The 17868-nt window shown below is 43.5% G+C and carries 17 protein-coding genes; 15 read left to right on the forward strand and 2 right to left on the reverse strand.

All coding sequences use genetic code 11. From position 1 onward, the window contains the following. The 10 genes from ACFSKO_RS17155 (at position 1) to groL (ending at position 12513) form a co-directional block, all read left to right on the forward strand. Positions 1-1164 (forward strand): two-component system sensor histidine kinase NtrB, encoded by a 1164-nt coding sequence (locus ACFSKO_RS17155; protein WP_380253891.1) that lies wholly within the window; start codon positions 1-3, stop codon positions 1162-1164. Then, positions 1161-2630 carry a nitrogen regulation protein NR(I) gene (gene ntrC / locus ACFSKO_RS17160; protein ID WP_380253893.1) on the forward strand — a complete coding sequence of 490 codons (1470 nt, stop codon included), beginning with the start codon at positions 1161-1163 and terminating at the stop codon, positions 2628-2630. The genes ACFSKO_RS17155 and ntrC overlap by 4 nt, the downstream gene beginning before the upstream one ends. Continuing rightward, entirely contained in the window at positions 2630-4987 is a 2358-nt protein-coding gene (locus tag ACFSKO_RS17165) for a sensor histidine kinase NtrY-like (protein ID WP_380253895.1), read from the forward strand. Before ntrC ends, ACFSKO_RS17165 begins: the two co-directional genes overlap by 1 nt. A gap of 41 nt (positions 4988-5028) precedes the next feature. Beyond that, entirely contained in the window at positions 5029-6420 is a 1392-nt protein-coding gene (gene ntrX / locus ACFSKO_RS17170; RefSeq protein ID WP_380253897.1) for a nitrogen assimilation response regulator NtrX, read from the forward strand. A 59-nt stretch (positions 6421-6479) separates the two neighbouring features. Then, a complete protein-coding gene (trkA, locus tag ACFSKO_RS17175) occupies positions 6480-7856 on the forward strand; it encodes a Trk system potassium transporter TrkA (protein WP_380253899.1) in 1377 nt (458 codons plus the stop codon). 68 nt (positions 7857-7924) lie between these two features. Further along, a complete protein-coding gene (locus ACFSKO_RS17180) occupies positions 7925-8572 on the forward strand; it encodes an HAD family hydrolase (RefSeq protein WP_380253901.1) in 648 nt (215 codons plus the stop codon). Positions 8573-8736: 164 nt separating this feature from the next. Then, positions 8737-8997: an RNA chaperone Hfq gene (gene hfq, locus ACFSKO_RS17185; RefSeq protein ID WP_380253903.1), complete on the forward strand. Its 261-nt coding sequence runs from the start codon at positions 8737-8739 to the stop codon at positions 8995-8997. 26 nt (positions 8998-9023) lie between these two features. Then, on the forward strand, positions 9024-10349 hold the full coding sequence (gene hflX / locus ACFSKO_RS17190; RefSeq protein ID WP_380253905.1) for a GTPase HflX: 1326 nt from the start codon (positions 9024-9026) through the stop codon (positions 10347-10349). A 165-nt stretch (positions 10350-10514) separates the two neighbouring features. Continuing rightward, positions 10515-10802, forward strand: coding sequence for a co-chaperone GroES (gene groES, locus ACFSKO_RS17195; protein WP_380253907.1), 288 nt, complete (start codon positions 10515-10517; stop codon positions 10800-10802). A 49-nt stretch (positions 10803-10851) separates the two neighbouring features. Next, the gene (gene groL / locus ACFSKO_RS17200) at positions 10852-12513 is read left to right on the forward strand and encodes a chaperonin GroEL (protein ID WP_380253909.1); all 1662 of its coding nucleotides are present in this window, start codon (positions 10852-10854) and stop codon (positions 12511-12513) included. Between the two features lie 132 nt (positions 12514-12645). On the opposite strand, the gene ACFSKO_RS17205 is transcribed toward groL, so the two are convergent. Beyond that, a complete protein-coding gene (locus ACFSKO_RS17205; RefSeq protein WP_380253911.1) occupies positions 12646-12951 on the reverse strand; it encodes a nucleotide pyrophosphohydrolase in 306 nt (101 codons plus the stop codon). A 143-nt stretch (positions 12952-13094) separates the two neighbouring features. Between ACFSKO_RS17205 and ACFSKO_RS17210 the strand changes: the two genes are divergently transcribed. From ACFSKO_RS17210 to ACFSKO_RS17230, 5 genes are all read left to right on the forward strand, one after another. Continuing rightward, positions 13095-14111 (forward strand): adenosine deaminase, encoded by a 1017-nt coding sequence (locus tag ACFSKO_RS17210; protein WP_380253913.1) that lies wholly within the window; start codon positions 13095-13097, stop codon positions 14109-14111. 83 nt (positions 14112-14194) lie between these two features. Beyond that, the gene (locus ACFSKO_RS17215; RefSeq protein ID WP_380253915.1) at positions 14195-15010 is read left to right on the forward strand and encodes an inositol monophosphatase family protein; all 816 of its coding nucleotides are present in this window, start codon (positions 14195-14197) and stop codon (positions 15008-15010) included. A 159-nt stretch (positions 15011-15169) separates the two neighbouring features. Beyond that, positions 15170-15499 carry an NIPSNAP family protein gene (locus ACFSKO_RS17220; protein WP_380253917.1) on the forward strand — a complete coding sequence of 110 codons (330 nt, stop codon included), beginning with the start codon at positions 15170-15172 and terminating at the stop codon, positions 15497-15499. Continuing rightward, positions 15496-15840, forward strand: coding sequence for an antibiotic biosynthesis monooxygenase family protein (locus ACFSKO_RS17225; protein WP_380253919.1), 345 nt, complete (start codon positions 15496-15498; stop codon positions 15838-15840). The genes ACFSKO_RS17220 and ACFSKO_RS17225 overlap by 4 nt, the downstream gene beginning before the upstream one ends. Before the next feature lie 124 nt (positions 15841-15964). After that, positions 15965-16846, forward strand: a complete 882-nt coding sequence (locus ACFSKO_RS17230) for an AEC family transporter (RefSeq protein ID WP_380253921.1) — start codon at positions 15965-15967, stop codon at positions 16844-16846. 192 nt (positions 16847-17038) lie between these two features. On the opposite strand, the gene mazG is transcribed toward ACFSKO_RS17230, so the two are convergent. Continuing rightward, complete coding sequence (mazG, locus tag ACFSKO_RS17235) at positions 17039-17851, reverse strand: nucleoside triphosphate pyrophosphohydrolase (protein ID WP_380253923.1); 813 nt, start codon at positions 17849-17851, stop codon at positions 17039-17041. Positions 17852-17868: the final 17 nt, after the last annotated feature.

The following is a 17868-nucleotide window of genomic DNA, read 5'->3' on the forward strand; positions in this document are numbered from 1 at the left end:
ATGCCGCAAGTTCCCCTGGGAGATGATTTTCGAACATCCGCTGTAAAGCAACACTCAACAGCAACGATATTGAACTCTTTGAACGACCCAGTATTTGTTATTGATGCCGGAAATAAAATTACCTTTGTCAATCAAGCTGCGGAGCAATTTTTGGAGAGCAGTCAGGCCGTGTTGCTGGGGGGTAATCTGAGTGTTTATTTCTTGGATGGATCACCAATCTATCAATTACTTGAACAGACCAGAAAAATGCAAAGCTCTGTTGCAGAGTACGGCGTGCGTTTAGACAGTCCCCGGATCGGGACTCATCTGGTTTCCGTGACAACATCGCCGATGCAGGAAAGCCTTGACCACTGTGTTGTTACTATTCAACGCCAGAGTATTGCCCGAAAAATTGACCATCAGTTGGTACACCGTAATGCTGCGCGTTCGATAACGGCCATGGGTGCGATGCTTGCTCATGAAGTTAAAAACCCACTTTCTGGTATTCGAGGGGCGGCACAATTGTTAGAGTTGAATGCTGACGACGATGATCGGCAATTGACACGGTTAATTTGTGACGAGGCGGATCGTATCGTGAAGCTTGTTGATCGAATAGAGATGTTTTCGGACACGCGCCCGTTGGAACGTAGCGCAGTCAATATTCACGAAATCCTTTCACATGTTCGTCTGCTTTCAAAATCAGCCCATGGGAAGAACATTACCTTTGTTGAACGGTATGACCCCTCTTTGCCGGAGGTTTATGGTAATAGAGATCTATTGGTGCAGGCCTTTTTAAATTTGGTTAAAAATGCTGCTGAAGCGATTGGTAAACAAGGTGGTGAAATTATTCTGAAGACGAGTTATCAGCAGGGGGTACGTATGCGCTTATTTGGCGGTAAAGAACGTATGGATTTGCCAATGCTTGTGACTATTGAGGATAATGGTCCTGGTATTCCCGAAGATCTGCACGAGCATCTTTTTGACCCTTTTGTATCGACAAAAGCGGGTGGGAAGGGGCTTGGCTTAGCGTTGGTATCCAAAGTTATTGAAGAACATGGCGGTGTCATAGAATTTACCAGCCAGCCTCGATTAACTAAATTTTCAGTCAGCCTTCCTTTGGTGCCAAGGGAGTTACGATCAGAAACTTTCACTTTGAATACACATAAGGGTTCGGACGGCTCATGAGTTCAGCGACGATTTTGATTGCAGATGATGATCAGGCCATAAGGACTGTGTTAACTCATGCGTTGGGGCGTGAAGGCTATCGCGTACAAGCCGCTAGCAGTGCTGCATCGCTTTGGCAGTGGGTTGCCAAGGGTGAGGGTGATCTCGTTATCACCGATGTTGTTATGCCCGATGAAAATGGTTTAGACCTGATCCCTCGAATTAAAAAGATAAGGCCTGATTTACGCATCATAGTGATGTCTGCTCAGAATACATTACTCACTGCAGTAAAAGCGACAGAGCGAGGGGCCTTTGAGTATCTTCCCAAGCCGTTTGATTTAAAGGAGCTGTCCTTGACCGTTCGTCGAGCTCTTTCAGAACCAAAGGATATGCCTGATGAGGTGGTTGAGGAGCGGGAACAAGAGGAGAAACTACCTTTAATTGGACGCTCTGCTGCAATGCAGGAAATTTATCGAGTGATGGCGCGGCTTATGCCGACTGATTTGACAGTTATGGTAACTGGTGAGTCTGGAACTGGAAAAGAGTTAATCTCTCGTGCCTTGCATGATTATGGCAAGAGAAAAGAGGGGCCTTTTATTGCCGTAAACATGGCTGCAATCCCTAAAGAATTGATTGAAAGTGAGCTTTTTGGGCACGAAAAGGGCGCGTTTACAGGGGCAACATCCCGTTATTCCGGTCGCTTTGAACAGGCTGCAGGTGGGACGCTGTTTCTGGACGAGATCGGCGATATGCCTGTAGAAGCTCAGACAAGGCTTTTACGAGTTCTGCAGGAAAGCGAGTTCACAACTGTCGGGGGGCGGATACCGATAAAGGCTGATGTACGCATCATTACAGCGACACACCGAGATCTCACGCAAATGGTTGAACAGGGAAGTTTTCGAGAAGACCTTTATTATCGTCTAAGTGTTGTTCCGCTGAGGCTTCCTCCTCTCAGGGAGAGGTCGGAGGATATTCCAGAGCTGGTCTCCCATTTTTTACGATTATGTGAGTCGGAAGGCTTGCCTGGAAAAGTGATAGATCAAGGAGGTATGGCTTCGCTCCGTAACCACTATTGGTCAGGAAATATTAGAGAGCTTGAGAATGTCGTACGCCGATTGACTGTTCTCTATAGTCAGGATGTAATTAGTTGCGATATTGTCGAGCACGAACTGGGGCTCATCTCTAAAGTAAATCATGAGAGCCGGGAAAAGGTTTCTCAATCTTCTGCTCCTCCTTTTAATGAATCATTAAGCGAGGCGGTTGAGCGTCACTTAAGTGAATATTTTGCTGCTCATTTTCCTGAACTACCTTCAAGCGGCCTTTACGACAGAATATTAAAAGAGATAGAGAAGCCATTGATCGAGCTGTCTTTAATGTCAACTAATGGTAACCAGATCCAAGCTTCTAAGTTGCTCGGATTAAATCGAAACACCTTAAGGAAGAAAATTAAAGAGTTGGATGTATCCATCATTAAGGGCGCAAAATAATGGTACATGAAACTCAAGATCATAAGGTTGCTGTAAGCCTTGAGGCGGGAGATGAAAAGACTTCTTTTGAGGAGACAGCAAAGCCTTCTAAAAGCATCGCTGGTGATAATGTGTCAGATGACCTTGCTCAAACACAGCTAGAAAGCCTGGGCTTTTGGGGGCGCACATTGGTCTGGGGAAAGCGTGTAGGGTTAGAAAAAAAACTGGCTACAACGCTTCTTATTGCCGCAAGCATCAGTGGTATAACAACTTTTTTAGCTTTGTCGGGTGATTTATCACAAGCAATTAAGCCAGAAAATTTATTATTATTATTGACGGCAGATTTTATCCTTCTGATGGCTTTGATTGCCATCGTTGTACGGCGTTTGGTGCTGTTGTGGTTAGAGCGTAAGAGAGGCCTCGCGGGATCTAAACTTCATTCTCGATTGGTGGGGTTATTCAGTATTGTTGCTGTAACGCCAACCATTATTGTTGCTGTCGTGTCTGTCGGCTTTTTCGAGTTTGGATTGAAGGGGTGGTTTAATGAGCGTGTTAGTACGGCCGTTAAAGAGTCGTATGCGGTTGCTGAAGCTTACCTTGACGAACATAGGCAAGGTATTACTGCAGATGCACTCTCGGTCTCTTTTGATATTAGTGAGACTTTAAACTCTCTTATTCAGGATGAATCACAGTTTGATGAATTTTTGACTGAACGGGCTAATCAGTTGAACTTGACCGAAGTCGTTGTTTTTGATCAATCTGGTCAAGTTCAAGGCAAAGCTGCGTTCAGCTTTTTGTTAAATTTTGCGCCGCAAATACCTGATTTTGCATTGAATAATGCAATTAATGGTGAAGTTGTTATCTTATCTTCTGAGAACAATGATCGTGTACGTGCGTTAGTATACTTAGGAGGGTTTGACGGTTCCTTCCTGATTGTCGGGCGCTTGATTGATCCAAATATTTTGAAACATATTGAGCGCGCAAAAGAGGCTGTTTCCTTGTATACGGACCTTGAAGGGCAACGTTCTGGATTTGTTTTAACCTTTGCGATGATTTTTGCGATTGTTGCTCTCATGATTTTGTTAGCATCAGTTTGGGTTGGTTTGACGTTCTCTAATAACCTTACTGTTCCTATTGGTAATTTAATCGCTGCTGCTGAAAAGGTTCGGGAAGGCAATCTTGATACGCGCGTGATATCAAATCAGGCTGAGGATGAGATTGGGAGACTCTCACGGACTTTTAATCTTATGACAGGTGAGCTTCAACGTCAGCAGCAAGAGCTTTTGAGTACGAACACGCAATTGGATGAACGAACCCGGTTTATTGAGGCTGTTCTTGGTGGTGTATCGGCTGGGGTCATTGGCTTAAACAAAGATGCTGAAATAACTCTGCCCAATAGATCTGCTTCTGCTTTTTTTGCTGATCAGTTTGACGATCTTCGGGGGAAACATATTTCGTTAGTGATGCCAGAGATATCAGAGTTTGTTGAAGAGGCAAAATCCCGCCCTTTGCGCTCGGTCGAAAAACACCTTCCTTATGTTCAAAACAATGGTATTCAGAGAACGTTACTTTTGAGAATTGTTGCTGAACTCGGGGATGATTTTGAAATTATTGGGTATGTAATTACCTTTGATGATATCACGGAACTTGTATCGGCACAGAGAAAAGCGGCTTGGTCTGATGTCGCGCGGCGTATTGCTCATGAGATTAAAAATCCGCTAACCCCCATTCAACTCTCCGCTGAACGCTTAAAGCGAAAGTACCTTAAAGAAATTGATAGCGATAAAAAAACATTTGAGTTGTGTATTGATACTATTATTCGACATGTGACGGACATTGGCACTATGGTTAATGAGTTCTCATCCTTTGCTCGAATGCCAGTTCCTCGTATGAAAGACACCAACCTCAATAAGTTGGTTGGAGAAGCCATTTTCCTTCAAGACACATCCCATCCTTATATTCAGTTTAAAACTGAAATTCCCGATGAAGAAGTTGTTATTTCCTGTGACCCAGAACAAATTAATCGAGCGCTTACAAATTTACTTCTAAACGCAGCGGAATCTATTGAAGGGAAGCTTGAAGAAGATCCTTCATTGAAGGAGGGTGACCCATCAAAGGTTTGCCTGGAGTTGTCTGTGACCAAAAGTGTTACATCATTGATTATTCGAGATACCGGAAAAGGCTTGCCTGTCGGCGATAGGGAGAAGTTAACTGAGCCTTATGTGACCAACCGGGTTAAGGGGACTGGCTTGGGTTTGGCGATAGTAAAGAAAATTATGGAAGATCACGGAGGATATCTTGTCCTAGAAGACAATTTGGATCAGACTGGCGATGTGATCGGGGCGCAAGCAAGTTTGGTTTTTCCGGAACAAGCATAATTTTTGTAATTATATTAACCTATTGAATAAGTAGATACTTAATGGCACGTGACATTCTTATTGTCGACGATGAAGCTGATATCAGAATGGCTTTGAGCGGAATTTTGGAAGATGAAGGTTATTCCGTTAAGGAGGCTGCTAATAGTCAACAAGCTCTTGCTGCTATTCACTCTAGGCGCCCGAGCCTGGTGGTCTTGGATATTTGGCTCAATAATTCAGAACTTGATGGTATAGGTATATTAGAAGCTATTAAGCATGATTATGCTGATTTGCCGGTTGTGATGATGTCAGGACATGGCACCATCGAAACAGCGGTAAGTGCAATCAAAATTGGGGCTTATGATTTTATTGAAAAACCGTTCAAGTCAGATAGGCTGCTACTGATCATTAATCGTGCTATCGAATTATCTGAATTACGTAGAGAAAACGAAATCTTAAAGGTCAGTGCTGCGGTTCAATCAACACTCATCGGTGAGTCTGCGCCTGTTCTTCATCTTCAGCAGGCTCTTGATAAAGTTGCTCCAACGGGGAGCCGGGTTTTAATCACGGGACCAGCTGGGGCAGGTAAAGAGGTTGTTGCGAGACAGCTACATCAACAGTCAGCCCGCCACAATGCTGCTTTTGTTGCGCTTAATTGCGCGACGATGCATCCCGACCGTTTAGAGAGCGAGTTATTTGGTACTGAAACTAAGGGTGAGGATGGTGAGGTCTCGATCCGAATTGGTACGTTTGAGCAGGCCCATGGTGGGACACTTCTGCTCGATGAGGTCGCCGATATGCCCCTAGAAACGCAAGGAAAGATTGTTCGGGTTTTACAGGAACAATGTTTTACCAGAGTGGGCGGGGACTTGGCAGTTGAAGTCGATGTCCGAGTGATTGCATCGACAAATAAAGATTTACAGGCCCTTATTTCTGCCGGTGAATTCAGGGAAGATCTCTATTATCGGCTAAATGTTGTTCCCCTTGCTGTTCCCGCGTTGGTCGAGCGCAGAGAGGATATTCCTGATCTTATAGAGTATTTTATGGAGCTATCTGCAAAAACGAACGGTATCCCTATCCGCCCTCTGGCTCAAGACGCGATATCTTCTCTCCAAGCATATGAATGGCCTGGTAATGTGCGTCAACTCAGGAATGTTATCGATTGGCTTCTTATCATGGCCCCTGGAGATACAGGTACAGCTATTTCCGCTGATATGATGCCACCGGACATTGGCTCTCTTTCTCCAAGTGTTTCATCAGGAAGTGGTGGGCAGGAAGATTTAATGTCTTTGTCGTTGCGTGAAGCTCGCGAATTATTTGAAAAGCGTTATTTGGAAGCTCAAATTTTACGCTTTGGTGGAAATATCTCGAAAACATCGACTTTCATTGGTATGGAACGTTCAGCACTTCACCGAAAGTTGCGCACTCTTGGCATTTCCACAGAACGCGTATAATGAGCACGTATTGAGAGTGTTAAGTGCGTTTACACAGAATTAGGATTTAGGACCCGGTTATGAAAGTTGTGATTTGTGGAGCAGGCCAGGTTGGGTTCAACATTGCTCGTTATCTGGCAAGCGAAAATGCGGATATAACTGTGATTGACCGCGATCCAGCTTTGGTGAGCAAAATCACAGATTCTTTGGATGTTAAAGGTGTCATCGGTTTCGCGTCCCATCCTGATGTCCTCCAAAAAGCAGGGGCTTCTGATGCTGACATGATTATAGCAGTAACGCATGCTGACGAAGTCAACATGGTTGCATGCCAAATTTGTCATTCTTTATTTGATGTACCTACAAAAATCGCACGTATTCGCGAACAAAACTATCTTGACCCAATGTGGTCAGACCTCTTCACAAGAGATCATATGCCGATCGATGTTATTATTTCACCGGAAATAGAGGTGGCGGATGCAATTGAGCGACGTCTTCAAATTCCCGGTGCGTTTGATGTGTATCCTTTGGCTGACGGTAAAGTCAGCCTTATTGGAGTTCATTGCACTGAGGAAACGCCGATTATTCATACGCCGTTAAGACAGCTAACGGAATTGTTTCCAACCTTGAATGTGGTCGTAGTAGGGATATTTCGTCAGGGAAAAGGATTTGTACCAACACCTGATGATGAGTTGCGCCCCGGGGATGATGTATACTTGGTTCTGGACCATACGCATCTTAATCGCACAATGGACGCGTTTGGACATTCCGAACTGGAAGCGCGACGGGTTGTTATTATCGGTGGCGGGAATATCGGTTTGTATTTAGCCAAGGCGGTTGAAGAAAAGCATCCTCAGGTAAAGCTCAAACTTATTGAACTTGACAAAAAACGAGCTGAATTTGTTGCGCGGTCACTGAAGAAAACAGTTGTTATTCATGGAGATTCCCTGGATGCCGAGATCCTCAATGAAGCGAATATTTCAACCACGGAAACAATTGTTGCAGTAACCAATGATGATGAGGTGAATATCCTAACCTCATTACTTGCGAAAAGGCATGGTTGTAAACGTGCTGTAACGCTTATCAATACGACGTCTTATACACCACTTATCAGTACGCTCGGAATTGATACGGTTGTTAATCCGAGATCGATTACGGTGTCGAACATTCTGCAACATGTCCGCCGTGGACGTATCCGTTCTGTTCATACAATTGCAGATGGTTTGGGTGAAGTTATCGAAGCTGAAGCCTTGGAGACGTCAAGTTTAGTAGGTGTTCCTATACGCGAAGCAAAGCTTCCTGCGGGTGTTATTGTTGGCGCCATTGTTCGTGATGGAGAGGTGATTATCCCACGAGGCGGTACAGTTGTAAGATCTCAGGATCTAGTGGTGATTTTCTCGGCTGCCGAAGCTGTCAAAAAGATAGAAAAGCTCTTTGCTGTAAAATTGGAGTTCTTCTAAGAATAAAATCAGATCCAACATCTGAAAGTTACTTAAATTCTGAATAAAAACGAAAAGTGTATTCCGCAATGAGCCTACCTTTCCCTAAAGCTGTAATTTTTGATTGGGACAATACCCTGATTGATAGTTGGATAACTATTCACCATGCACTTTCTGTAACATTTAAAGAAATGGGGAGGACGCCGTGGACCCTTGAAGAGGCCAAGGGCCGTGTTCGGGCGTCTGCAAGAGATAGTTTTCCTGTCATTTTTGGCGCAGATTCTGATATTGCGACCAAAATATTTTATAACACCTATGAAGCAAACCATCTGGATGTCCTTACGCCGTTACCTTATGCAAAAGAGCTTCTTGATTCTTTGAAAAAGGCAAATGTTTACCTCGCGATTGTGAGTAACAAGCAAGGTGTTATCTTGCGAAAAGAAGTTGAACACTTAGGTTGGGGAAGTTATTTTAACCAAGTTATCGGGGCAAATGATGCTGCGCAGGATAAGCCCAATCCCATGGGGGTGGCTCTTGCTTTAGAGGGAAGCGGTCTTCATCCGGATCAAAGTGTTTGGTTTGTGGGTGATACAGATATTGATCTTCAATGTGCCCATAACGCAAAGTGCTATCCTGTCCTGGTTCGCCCTACAGCTCCTGTTCAGGGTGAGTTTGATAACATTGAACCCGCGCAATATTTCACGTCATGTCTGGATATAATGAATTCGTTGTCATAGTGTTTTGTCGAGTTTTCTTCATTATAGGTCGATGAGGGGTTGTATTTCCCCGGCAGAATGATAAAGAATCTCACTTGCACGTTTAAAAGCGCGCACAACCCCAAAAGCTAATAATACAAACCAATAAAAACACGTAATAAAAACAATAAAGGGGATTAAACGCGATGGCCGCGGAAAAATCACAGAATGTACAGGATGTATTCCTGAACACGATTCGTAAAAATAAAGTCCCAGTAACGGTCTTTTTGGTAAATGGTGTCAAACTACAAGGCATTATCTCCTGGTTTGACAATTTCTCCGTGTTGTTACGCCGTGATGCGCATGCGCAACTCGTATACAAACACGCGATTTCTACAATTATGCCAGCTACACCAGTACAGCTCTTTGATCCTGGTAAGGACGAAGAAGGTGGAGCAGCATCTTAAGCCCATTAGGGTTTGGTTGAATATATATGGGTTCTCAACAAACTGACGGTGGCGTGGATCGAGATAAAAAGGTTCGCGCCATTGTACTTCATCCTGAACTAAAGAAGTTTTCGAGCTCTTCTCGGACGCCTGAAGCGCGACTAGAAGAAGCGTACGGTCTTGCGCTCGCAATTGATCTCGAAATCGTCCTTCACGAGGTTGTCAAAGTCTCACGGCCAAAACCTTCGACGCTTTTTGGTTCAGGGATTATTGATAAATTTCATGAGTACATCCATGATAACGAGATTGAAGTTGTTATTGTGGATACTGCTTTAACGCCTGTGCAACAACGTAATTTGGAGAACGGCTGGGAAGCGAAGGTTATTGATCGTACTGGCTTAATTCTAGAAATTTTTGGCGAACGTGCACGTACAAAAGAGGGCAAGCTTCAGGTTGATCTTGCCCAGTTAAGCTATCAAAGATCCAGACTGGTTAGGTCATGGACCCACCTTGAGCGGCAAAGAGGTGGTGCCGGGTTTATGGGGGGGCCTGGTGAACGTCAGATCGAAATTGATAGGCGTTTAATCGATGAGAGAATTGTTCGCCTGAAAAGTGACTTGGAGCTAGTTAAAAAAACACGTGAACTGCATCGGTCTGCGCGTCGTAAGGTACCTTTTCCTATTGTATCTCTTGTGGGATATACAAACGCCGGAAAATCGACGCTTTTTAACCGTTTAACGCATTCAGATGTGTTTGCAGAAGATCTTTTGTTTGCGACTTTGGATCCGACCATGCGGCGCGTTACACTGCCGTCTGGGCGTGAAATTATTTTATCGGATACCGTAGGATTTATATCAGAGCTACCCACTGATCTTATTGCGTCGTTTCGGGCGACTTTGGAAGAGGTTCGTGAGGCAAATGTTCTTGTTCATGTTCGAGATGTATCTCATGAAGATACGGATGCTCAAAAAGAAGATGTGAAATCTGTCCTTAAGGATCTCGAGCTTGATCAAGATATTCAAGACAGCATGATTGAAGTTTGGAATAAATCAGATCTTTTGTCAGATGAGACTAAAACCTCTCTTGAGATACAATCCAGTAATAATCAAACGACCTTGTTGTGTTCAGCAATAACAGGAGAAGGTTGTGATGATTTCTTGGATATGGTTGAGCAGTTGCTTGATGCTCAAAATTTGGTTTATGAATTTGAAGTGCCTTATAGTGATGGTGCGGCGTTATCCTGGCTACATGATCATGGAAATGTTATAGAACAGAAACATCATGAAGATGGGGTCTGGATCTCTATCTCAATTTCGCAAGCCGACGCTGATAAATTTACCAGCAAGTTTGATATTCTTCCCGATATCGATTAATCCCAAAAAAAGTTAGAATTATTTAGGCCGTCTGGTTGACATCAGCCTACCTGCATTCTATATGCCTTTTAGCACTCGTTTAGTGAGAGTGCTAATAATTGTAAAAACTCTCACTGACAGTGCCCCGAATTTATTTTAATAAGCTTACTCTAACGGAGTTGATCTATGAGCTTTAAACCTCTTCACGACCGGGTCGTAATCGAGCCACTAGACCAAGAAGAAAAAACTTCTGGTGGAATTATCATCCCAGATACAGCTAAAGAAAAGCCAATGCAGGGCAAAGTTACTGCTGTTGGTAGTGGCGCTCGTGGTGATGACGGTAAAGTTGTTGCTCTTGATGTTAAAGAAGGCGACACCGTTCTTTATGGCAAGTGGTCTGGTACAGAAGTCAAGCTTGATGGCAAAACACTGCTGATCATGCGTGAGTCCGACATTATGGGCATTCTTCAATAAGATTTGGCCTCAGCCAAACAGGTCCCTAAATTAAAGGAAATAAAAGATCATGTCTGCTAAAGATGTAAAATTTGGTACTGACGCCCGCGACAAAATGCTTCGCGGTGTTGATATCCTTGCAAATGCTGTAAAAGTTACGCTTGGTCCTAAAGGCCGTAACGTTGTTCTCGACAAATCTTTTGGTGCTCCACGCATCACTAAAGATGGTGTTTCTGTTGCCAAAGAAATCGAACTTGCTGACAAGTTTGAAAACATGGGCGCACAGATGGTTCGTGAAGTTGCTTCAAAAACCAACGACGTTGCTGGTGACGGCACAACAACTGCGACAGTTCTAACGCAAAGTCTCGTTCGTGAAGGCGCAAAAGCTGTTGCAGCCGGCATGAACCCGATGGACGTTAAACGCGGTATGGATCTTGCTGTTAAGACAGCTGTTGAACACCTTAAAGGTTCTGCGAAACAGATCTCTACTACTGCTGAAGTTGCTCAGGTTGGTACAATCTCTGCTAACGGCGAAACTGAAATCGGCAACATGATTGCTGAAGCAATGGAACGCGTTGGTAAAGAAGGCGTTATCACTGTTGAAGAAGCAAAATCTCTTGCAACTGAACTTGACGTTGTTGAAGGTATGCAGTTCGACCGTGGATACCTTTCTCCATACTTCGTAACGAATGCAGAGAAAATGGTTGCTGATCTCGAAGCTCCATACATTCTTCTTCACGAAGCAAAGTTGACAAACCTTCAGCCAATGCTTCCTCTTCTCGAAGCAGCTGTTCAGTCCGGTCGTCCGCTACTGATCATTGCTGAAGACGTTGAAGGCGAAGCGCTCGCAACTCTTGTTGTGAACAAACTTCGTGGTGGTCTGAAAATCGCAGCTGTTAAAGCTCCTGGTTTTGGTGATCGTCGTAAAGCAATGCTCGAAGATATCGCGGTTCTAACTGGTGGTACTGTTGTTTCAGAAGATCTTGGTATCAAGCTGGAAAACGTTACTCTTGATATGCTCGGTACTGCTAAGCGTGTTAACATTTCCAAAGAAGAAACTGTTATCGTTGATGGCGCTGGTGAGCGTGAGCAGATCGAAGGCCGTTGTGCTCAGATCCGCGCTCAAGCTGATGATACTTCTTCAGATTACGATCGTGAAAAACTGCAAGAACGTCTCGCCAAACTAGCTGGCGGTGTTGCTGTTCTTCGTGTTGGTGGTTCTACTGAGATCGAAGTTAAAGAACGCAAAGATCGTGTTGAAGATGCTATGAACGCAACACGTGCTGCTGTTGAAGAAGGTATTGTTGCTGGTGGTGGTACTGCTCTGCTTGCTGCGGTTTCTTCTCTTGCCACTCTTAAAGGTGATAACAACGATCAAGACGTTGGTATCAGCGTTGTTCGTCGTGCTCTTGAAGCTCCGATCCGTCAGATCGCTGAGAATGCTGGTTTCGAAGGTTCTATCGTTGTTGGTAAGATCACTGACGAAAACAAAGCTGGCTACGGTTTTGACGCTCAGACTGGTGAGTACAAAGATCTCTTTGAAGCTGGTATTATTGATCCGGTTAAAGTTGTTCGTACTGCTCTTCAGGATGCAGGTTCCGTATCTGGTCTGATGATCACTACTGAAGCTATGGTTGCTGATAAGCCAGAAGACAAATCTGCTGGCGGCGGCATGCCTGACATGGGCGGCATGGGCGGCATGGGCGGCATGGGCGGCGGTATGGGCTTCTAAGCCAACCACCAAACACCGTTTTGTTAAAAAGAAGGGGAGCCAGTTTGGCTCCCCTTCTTCTATACTGTCATATCTTGATGACTTGAGGTGGGATACAGAATTCTTGAAATTATCTTTTCAAGAAGCCAAAGTTTACTCGCCAATCTCAGGAATGTGTTTTCCAGTGCCATCGCCGCTTGATATCCATTGGCGAGAACGATTGATTTTCATCTTTTTTTCAACTTCCTCGTTAAGGTTGAGGTGATATTGATCTAGTAAACGATACAATAAGATCACAACATCCGCTGTTTCTTTACCAATTCCGTCTTGGTTCTCTTCGTTATTAGCCTCAGCTAACTCCTTCATTTCTTGTAGAGCTCTCGCCACTAAGCCCTGTGGATTTGTCACGGGGCCAAAAGTGTCCTCTGCCCATTGGCATATTGACTGTTGTGTTTCCATTTTGTCGCTTTCGAATAGGCCATGCCGTTGCTAAGTGAAATAGTTTGAGGTCGAATGAGTATATCTATTCGGGCTCTATTTTCTTTCTGCCGATTAGGAGGTAGAATTCGTCACGTATTACAATTGATTTTTGGACAAGACATATGAGTGATCTCGAAAAATTTATTACTGCGCTGCCAAAAGCAGAACTTCACTTACACCTCGAAGGCTCACTTGAGCCTGAGTTGATGATGGAGTTGGCAACAAAAAATAATATCGAGTTACCTTATAAAAACGTTGATGAAATTCGTAAAGCCTATGACTTTTCTAACCTTCAAGATTTCCTCGATATTTATTATCAGGGTATGAACGTGCTACAAGGCGAAGAGGACTTTTATGCCCTCACGATGGCCTACTTGCAAAAGGTAGCTGGTGAAGGAGTTGTTCATGTCGAGGTGTTTTACGATCCCCAAGGGCACACCAGCCGTGGTGTAAGTTTTTCTGAAGCGACTAATGGAATATTACGGGCGCTGGATGATGGTCAAGAAGAGCTGGGTGTTAGTTCCGAGCTTATTATGTCGTTCCTCCGCCATCTCAGTGAAGAAGATGCCTTTGCGACATTAAAAGAAGCTGAACCTTGGTTTGATGGGCGCATCGTCGGTGTTGGCTTGGATTCAAGTGAACTGGGGCATCCGCCTTCCAAGTTTGAAAGAGTCTTCGAAGCTGCTCGCGAAATGGGATTAAAGCTTGTTGCGCATGCAGGAGAAGAGGGGCCGGCAGAATACGTACGCGAAGCAATTGAACTGTTGAAAATTGATCGTTTAGATCATGGTAACCGTACCATTGAAGATAGTGACCTGACCAAAGAATTGGCGCGTTCTGGTATTGCTTTGACGGTTTGTCCTCTTTCAAATTTAAAGCTTTGTGGTGTTAGTGATATGAAAGAGCACCCCTTGAAAAAAATGATGAATGCGGGTCTCAAAGTAACCGTTAATTCAGATGATCCTGCTTATTTTGGTGGTTATATGACGGCAAATTTCCTCTCTGTTGCTGAGGCGTTGGATCTATCAAAGTCAGAAATTGCACAGTTATGCCATAACTCAATTGAAGGATCCTTTTTGACGGATGAAGAGAAAGCCCCTCACATCGCGCGTATTAAAGATATACTCACCTTGCATTGATAATATAGGGCGTTGTTTTTAATAAAAGATGTGCTGGTATAATTATTTAGTGCGTATCGTATGATCCGGTACTGAAAGGGCGTATGTTTTCCAAACTCGACAAAGTAGAGGGATTGCTCAAAGAGGTCTCTGATTTAGAAATTGTCCCGCGCTTTAGAAACTTGAAAAAAGGCGATATCTCTTTCAAGGATGGGGGTGAAACGGTCACAGTTGCAGATATTGAGACCGAAAAGAGATTGTCCAAATTAATCATAGATCTCTTTCCCGGCAGTTATGTAATTGGGGAAGAGAGCTTTGCCCTTGAACCTGATCTTTTGCGTACAATCAATCCAGATCATATGACATGGATTATTGATCCGGTTGATGGAACCAATAATTTTGCCAAAGGGGTCAGTGTTTTTAAGTGTATGCTGGCCCTTGTTTATCAAGGAGAGACCGTTGCTGGCTGGATATATGATCCAATCGATCAAACTACTCTTCAGGCCCGTGCTGGTGAAGGTGCATATTTGGATAATAAGCGGTTATCAATTTCTATACCAACAGAATGCAAAAGCCCTGAGTGTATTGGAACACTTCATACCTCAAAAGATGGTCATTCAGAGGTGGTGAGCAGGATTGAAAAAAACAGATCAAAATTGAATGTGGTAAAAACTCTGCGTTGTGCTGGAGCTGATTATGAAAGGTTGGCGACATCCAAGACCCAATTCTCCCTCTACACTCGTTTAATGCCTTGGGATCATTTGCCGGGAGTTTTGATACATAACGAATCTGGAGGGTATAGCGCTTGTCTAGATAAGGAACTCTATAAACTCGATTCTTACACTAAGAGTGGGCTTTTATTGGCGCCTAATAAAAAGATATGGGCGGAAATCAATTCCGTGTTGTTCTCAGAAATTTAATCGAACTTTCTCACAAAATATTGATATAATGGCATGTCCGTGATCGATAATGCCAGAGTTTTAATAACAAATTGAAATTTCATACTTCGTCCTGTAGCGAAGCATTCTTCTCATTAAAAATGTTAAGACATTAAGCCTATCAAATATGAGAGGCTTACAATGATTACATGTTTTATACGTTACGAAATTGACCCTTATAAAAAGGCCGATTTTGAGCAATATGCTCGAAATTGGGGACAGGTTATTCCTCAATGCGGTGCAGATTTGATTGGGTATTATGCGCCTCAAGAGGGGTCTGCTACAATAGCTTATGGCCTTTATAATATTGAAAATCTTGCTGAATATGAAGCTTATAGGGCACGGTTGATGGAGCATCCTCTTGGCCAAGAAAATTATGATTTTGCTCAAAAAGAGAAATTTATTCGTAAGGAGGACAGAATTTTTCTCAGGCATGCTTCTGGACCACACAGTAAATTGTTATTGCCATGATTGCCGTGATTTTTGAAGTCTGGCCGGGGGAGAAACAACGTGACAATTACTTGGATCTTGCAGGACAACTCAGAGATGATCTTTTAAAAATGGATGGATTTATCTCTATTGAACGTTTCGAAAGCTTATCAGAAAAAGGGAAACTTTTATCTCTATCCTTTTGGCGTGATGAAGAAGCCGTGAAAGGTTGGAGAAATCAGGAGGAGCATAGAAAGACCCAAGCAAAGGGACGAGATAGTGTTTTTACTGACTATCGGTTGAGAGTTGCGTTTGTGAATCGTGATTATGCTATGTTCAATAGAAATGAGACGCCTTTAGATTCACGTAAAAAATTCGATTAAGAGCAATCCAGTAAGCATATTGTTTGAAAGAAAAGCCGTGACCTGTAACGGCTTTTCTTTGACAGGAGGGCAGAATGTTGAAATTCTGCCTGTCCCTTCAAATAAATAAGTTTTGTATACAATCATGCTCGCTGAAATTTTGGGAATTATTGCTCCCGTCCTTATTTGTATTGCTATCGGCTTTTGCTGGGCAAAGGCAGGACGTAAATTTGACACCCCAATGGTAACGTTTCTTGTTACTTATTTCAGCACTCCAGCACTTGTCTTTTACACACTGTCTACTGTCGAACTTTCGATGGATGCCCTTGTTGCAATAGGGGGAGCTGCGATTGCTGCAAACGTTGTTCTTGCCGTTATTGGTGCGATTACACTTTGGATTTTTGGATTGTCTCAGAGGACTTTCCTACAATCTTTGACTTGGCCAAATGTTGGAAATATCGGGTTGCCACTCTGTCTATTGGCTTTTGGGGAGGAGGGGCTTGCTCTCGCGATCGGTTTTTTTGCCGTTTATGTGGTCATCCAACTCACAATTGGTGTTGCTTTCGTTTCGGGACAGTTTTCCCCAAAATCCTTGGTCACCATGCCAATTATTCCCGCAACCATTATCGCCTCTGTTGTCCTTATTGGTGATTTGTACGTTCCTGAGTGGGTTTTAAACACAACAAAACTGATCGGGGATCTGACAATTCCTCTTATGTTAATAACGCTTGGTGTTTCTCTTGCTAGCCTCAAGGTTGTTAATATCAGCCGCAGTATTTGGCTTGCAGTGTTCAGGTTGGCTATCGGATTTGCTGTTGGAGTTGGTATTGCCTGGGGATTTAATCTTGAAGGAACGGCAAGAGGCGTTGTTATTCTCCAATGCGCCCTACCAGTTGCTGTATTTTGTTATCTTTTAGCGGAACTGTATGAGCGTCAACCCGAAGAGGTGGCGAGTCTCGTTGTAATATCAACGACGATATCAATTGTGACTCTTCCTGTTTTGATGTGGTTTGTTCTTTTAAACTAAACCTTCTTTACAGTTGTTCGGTTTATAGAGTTACAAGCCATTTTTGGGGCTTGTAACTATTGGTATGGTAGCCTTTTGAGTTGGCTCGTTATGCCATGTAGGCGTTCGTTATTCATTTCCCAAAGATTCTCTCTCTTCCATAAAGACGATGTCATTTAAGGAGGAGAATTTTGATTTAGTCCGTGAAAGGAGTTATTTTTGTTGGTTCCAAAGCTCTTCCATGACTTCCAAGTCTGCATTTTGAATTTTTATTTCTTGTTCTTTTAGAGCCGTTTCTATACCGCGAAATCGCTTTTCAAATTTTTGGTTGGTTCGCCTCAAGGCCTGTTCAGGGTCAAGATCCAAATGCCTTGCAAGATTAACCACGGAAAAGAGCACATCCCCTAGTTCATCTTCGGCACTGTCCATATCTATTGGTTTTTCTTGTAAAAGGACGTCTTTAAGTTCTTCGATCTCTTCGTGAATTTTTTCTATGACAGGATGTAAGTCAGGCCAGTCAAAACCAACCCTTGCTGCTCTTTTTTGTAACTTTACTGCGCGGGTTGCGGCAGGAAGGCCAAGAGTGATGCCATCGAGGATACTGTCTTCTGCCTTTCCTTGTTTTTTTACTCTTTCCTGAGCTTTTAGATCTTCCCAAGCCATGGCTTGTTCCTGAACGTTATTGTGAGAAACATCACCATAAACATGTGGGTGGCGGTTGACCATTTTATCCGTGATTGCTTGGGCTATATCTTCAAAGTCAAAGAGTTTATTATCTTCGGCAATGCGTGCATGATAAACAACCTGTAAAAGAAGATCTCCTAGTTCGTCTCTTAATGAACTGTGATCTTTTTTCTCTATGGCGTCAGCCACTTCGTAAGCTTCTTCAATAGTATAGGGGGCGATAGTTTGAAAGGTTTGTTCAATGTCCCATGGGCATCCTCCATTGGGGTCCCGGAGATCGGCCATCAATTGGATTAATCTATCAATACCGTTTTTGTTTTTGCAGGGGATATTTTTATTCATGGAAAAGCCTGTGTTAG

Source organism: Kiloniella antarctica, from assembly GCF_042682825.1.
Lineage (GTDB): Bacteria > Pseudomonadota > Alphaproteobacteria > Kiloniellales > Kiloniellaceae > Kiloniella > Kiloniella antarctica.

Bases quoted from the DNA above. Each gene is read 5' to 3' on its own strand.
- ntrX (WP_380253897.1), top strand. From the start codon at position 5,029: ATGGCACGTGACATTCTTATTGTCGACGATGAAGCTGATATCAGAATG.
- hflX (WP_380253905.1), top strand. From the start codon at position 9,024: ATGGGTTCTCAACAAACTGACGGTGGCGTGGATCGAGATAAAAAGGTT.
- ACFSKO_RS17215 (WP_380253915.1), top strand. From the start codon at position 14,195: ATGTTTTCCAAACTCGACAAAGTAGAGGGATTGCTCAAAGAGGTCTCT.
- groES (WP_380253907.1), top strand. From the start codon at position 10,515: ATGAGCTTTAAACCTCTTCACGACCGGGTCGTAATCGAGCCACTAGAC.
- trkA (WP_380253899.1), top strand. From the start codon at position 6,480: ATGAAAGTTGTGATTTGTGGAGCAGGCCAGGTTGGGTTCAACATTGCT.
- ACFSKO_RS17155 (WP_380253891.1), top strand. From the start codon at position 1: ATGCCGCAAGTTCCCCTGGGAGATGATTTTCGAACATCCGCTGTAAAG.
- ACFSKO_RS17230 (WP_380253921.1), top strand. From the start codon at position 15,965: ATGCTCGCTGAAATTTTGGGAATTATTGCTCCCGTCCTTATTTGTATT.
- groL (WP_380253909.1), top strand. From the start codon at position 10,852: ATGTCTGCTAAAGATGTAAAATTTGGTACTGACGCCCGCGACAAAATG.
- hfq (WP_380253903.1), top strand. From the start codon at position 8,737: ATGGCCGCGGAAAAATCACAGAATGTACAGGATGTATTCCTGAACACG.
- mazG (WP_380253923.1), bottom strand. From the start codon at position 17,851: ATGAATAAAAATATCCCCTGCAAAAACAAAAACGGTATTGATAGATTA.
- ACFSKO_RS17210 (WP_380253913.1), top strand. From the start codon at position 13,095: ATGAGTGATCTCGAAAAATTTATTACTGCGCTGCCAAAAGCAGAACTT.
- ntrC (WP_380253893.1), top strand. From the start codon at position 1,161: ATGAGTTCAGCGACGATTTTGATTGCAGATGATGATCAGGCCATAAGG.
- ACFSKO_RS17180 (WP_380253901.1), top strand. From the start codon at position 7,925: ATGAGCCTACCTTTCCCTAAAGCTGTAATTTTTGATTGGGACAATACC.
- ACFSKO_RS17205 (WP_380253911.1), bottom strand. From the start codon at position 12,951: ATGGAAACACAACAGTCAATATGCCAATGGGCAGAGGACACTTTTGGC.
- ACFSKO_RS17225 (WP_380253919.1), top strand. From the start codon at position 15,496: ATGATTGCCGTGATTTTTGAAGTCTGGCCGGGGGAGAAACAACGTGAC.
- ACFSKO_RS17165 (WP_380253895.1), top strand. From the start codon at position 2,630: ATGGTACATGAAACTCAAGATCATAAGGTTGCTGTAAGCCTTGAGGCG.
- ACFSKO_RS17220 (WP_380253917.1), top strand. From the start codon at position 15,170: ATGATTACATGTTTTATACGTTACGAAATTGACCCTTATAAAAAGGCC.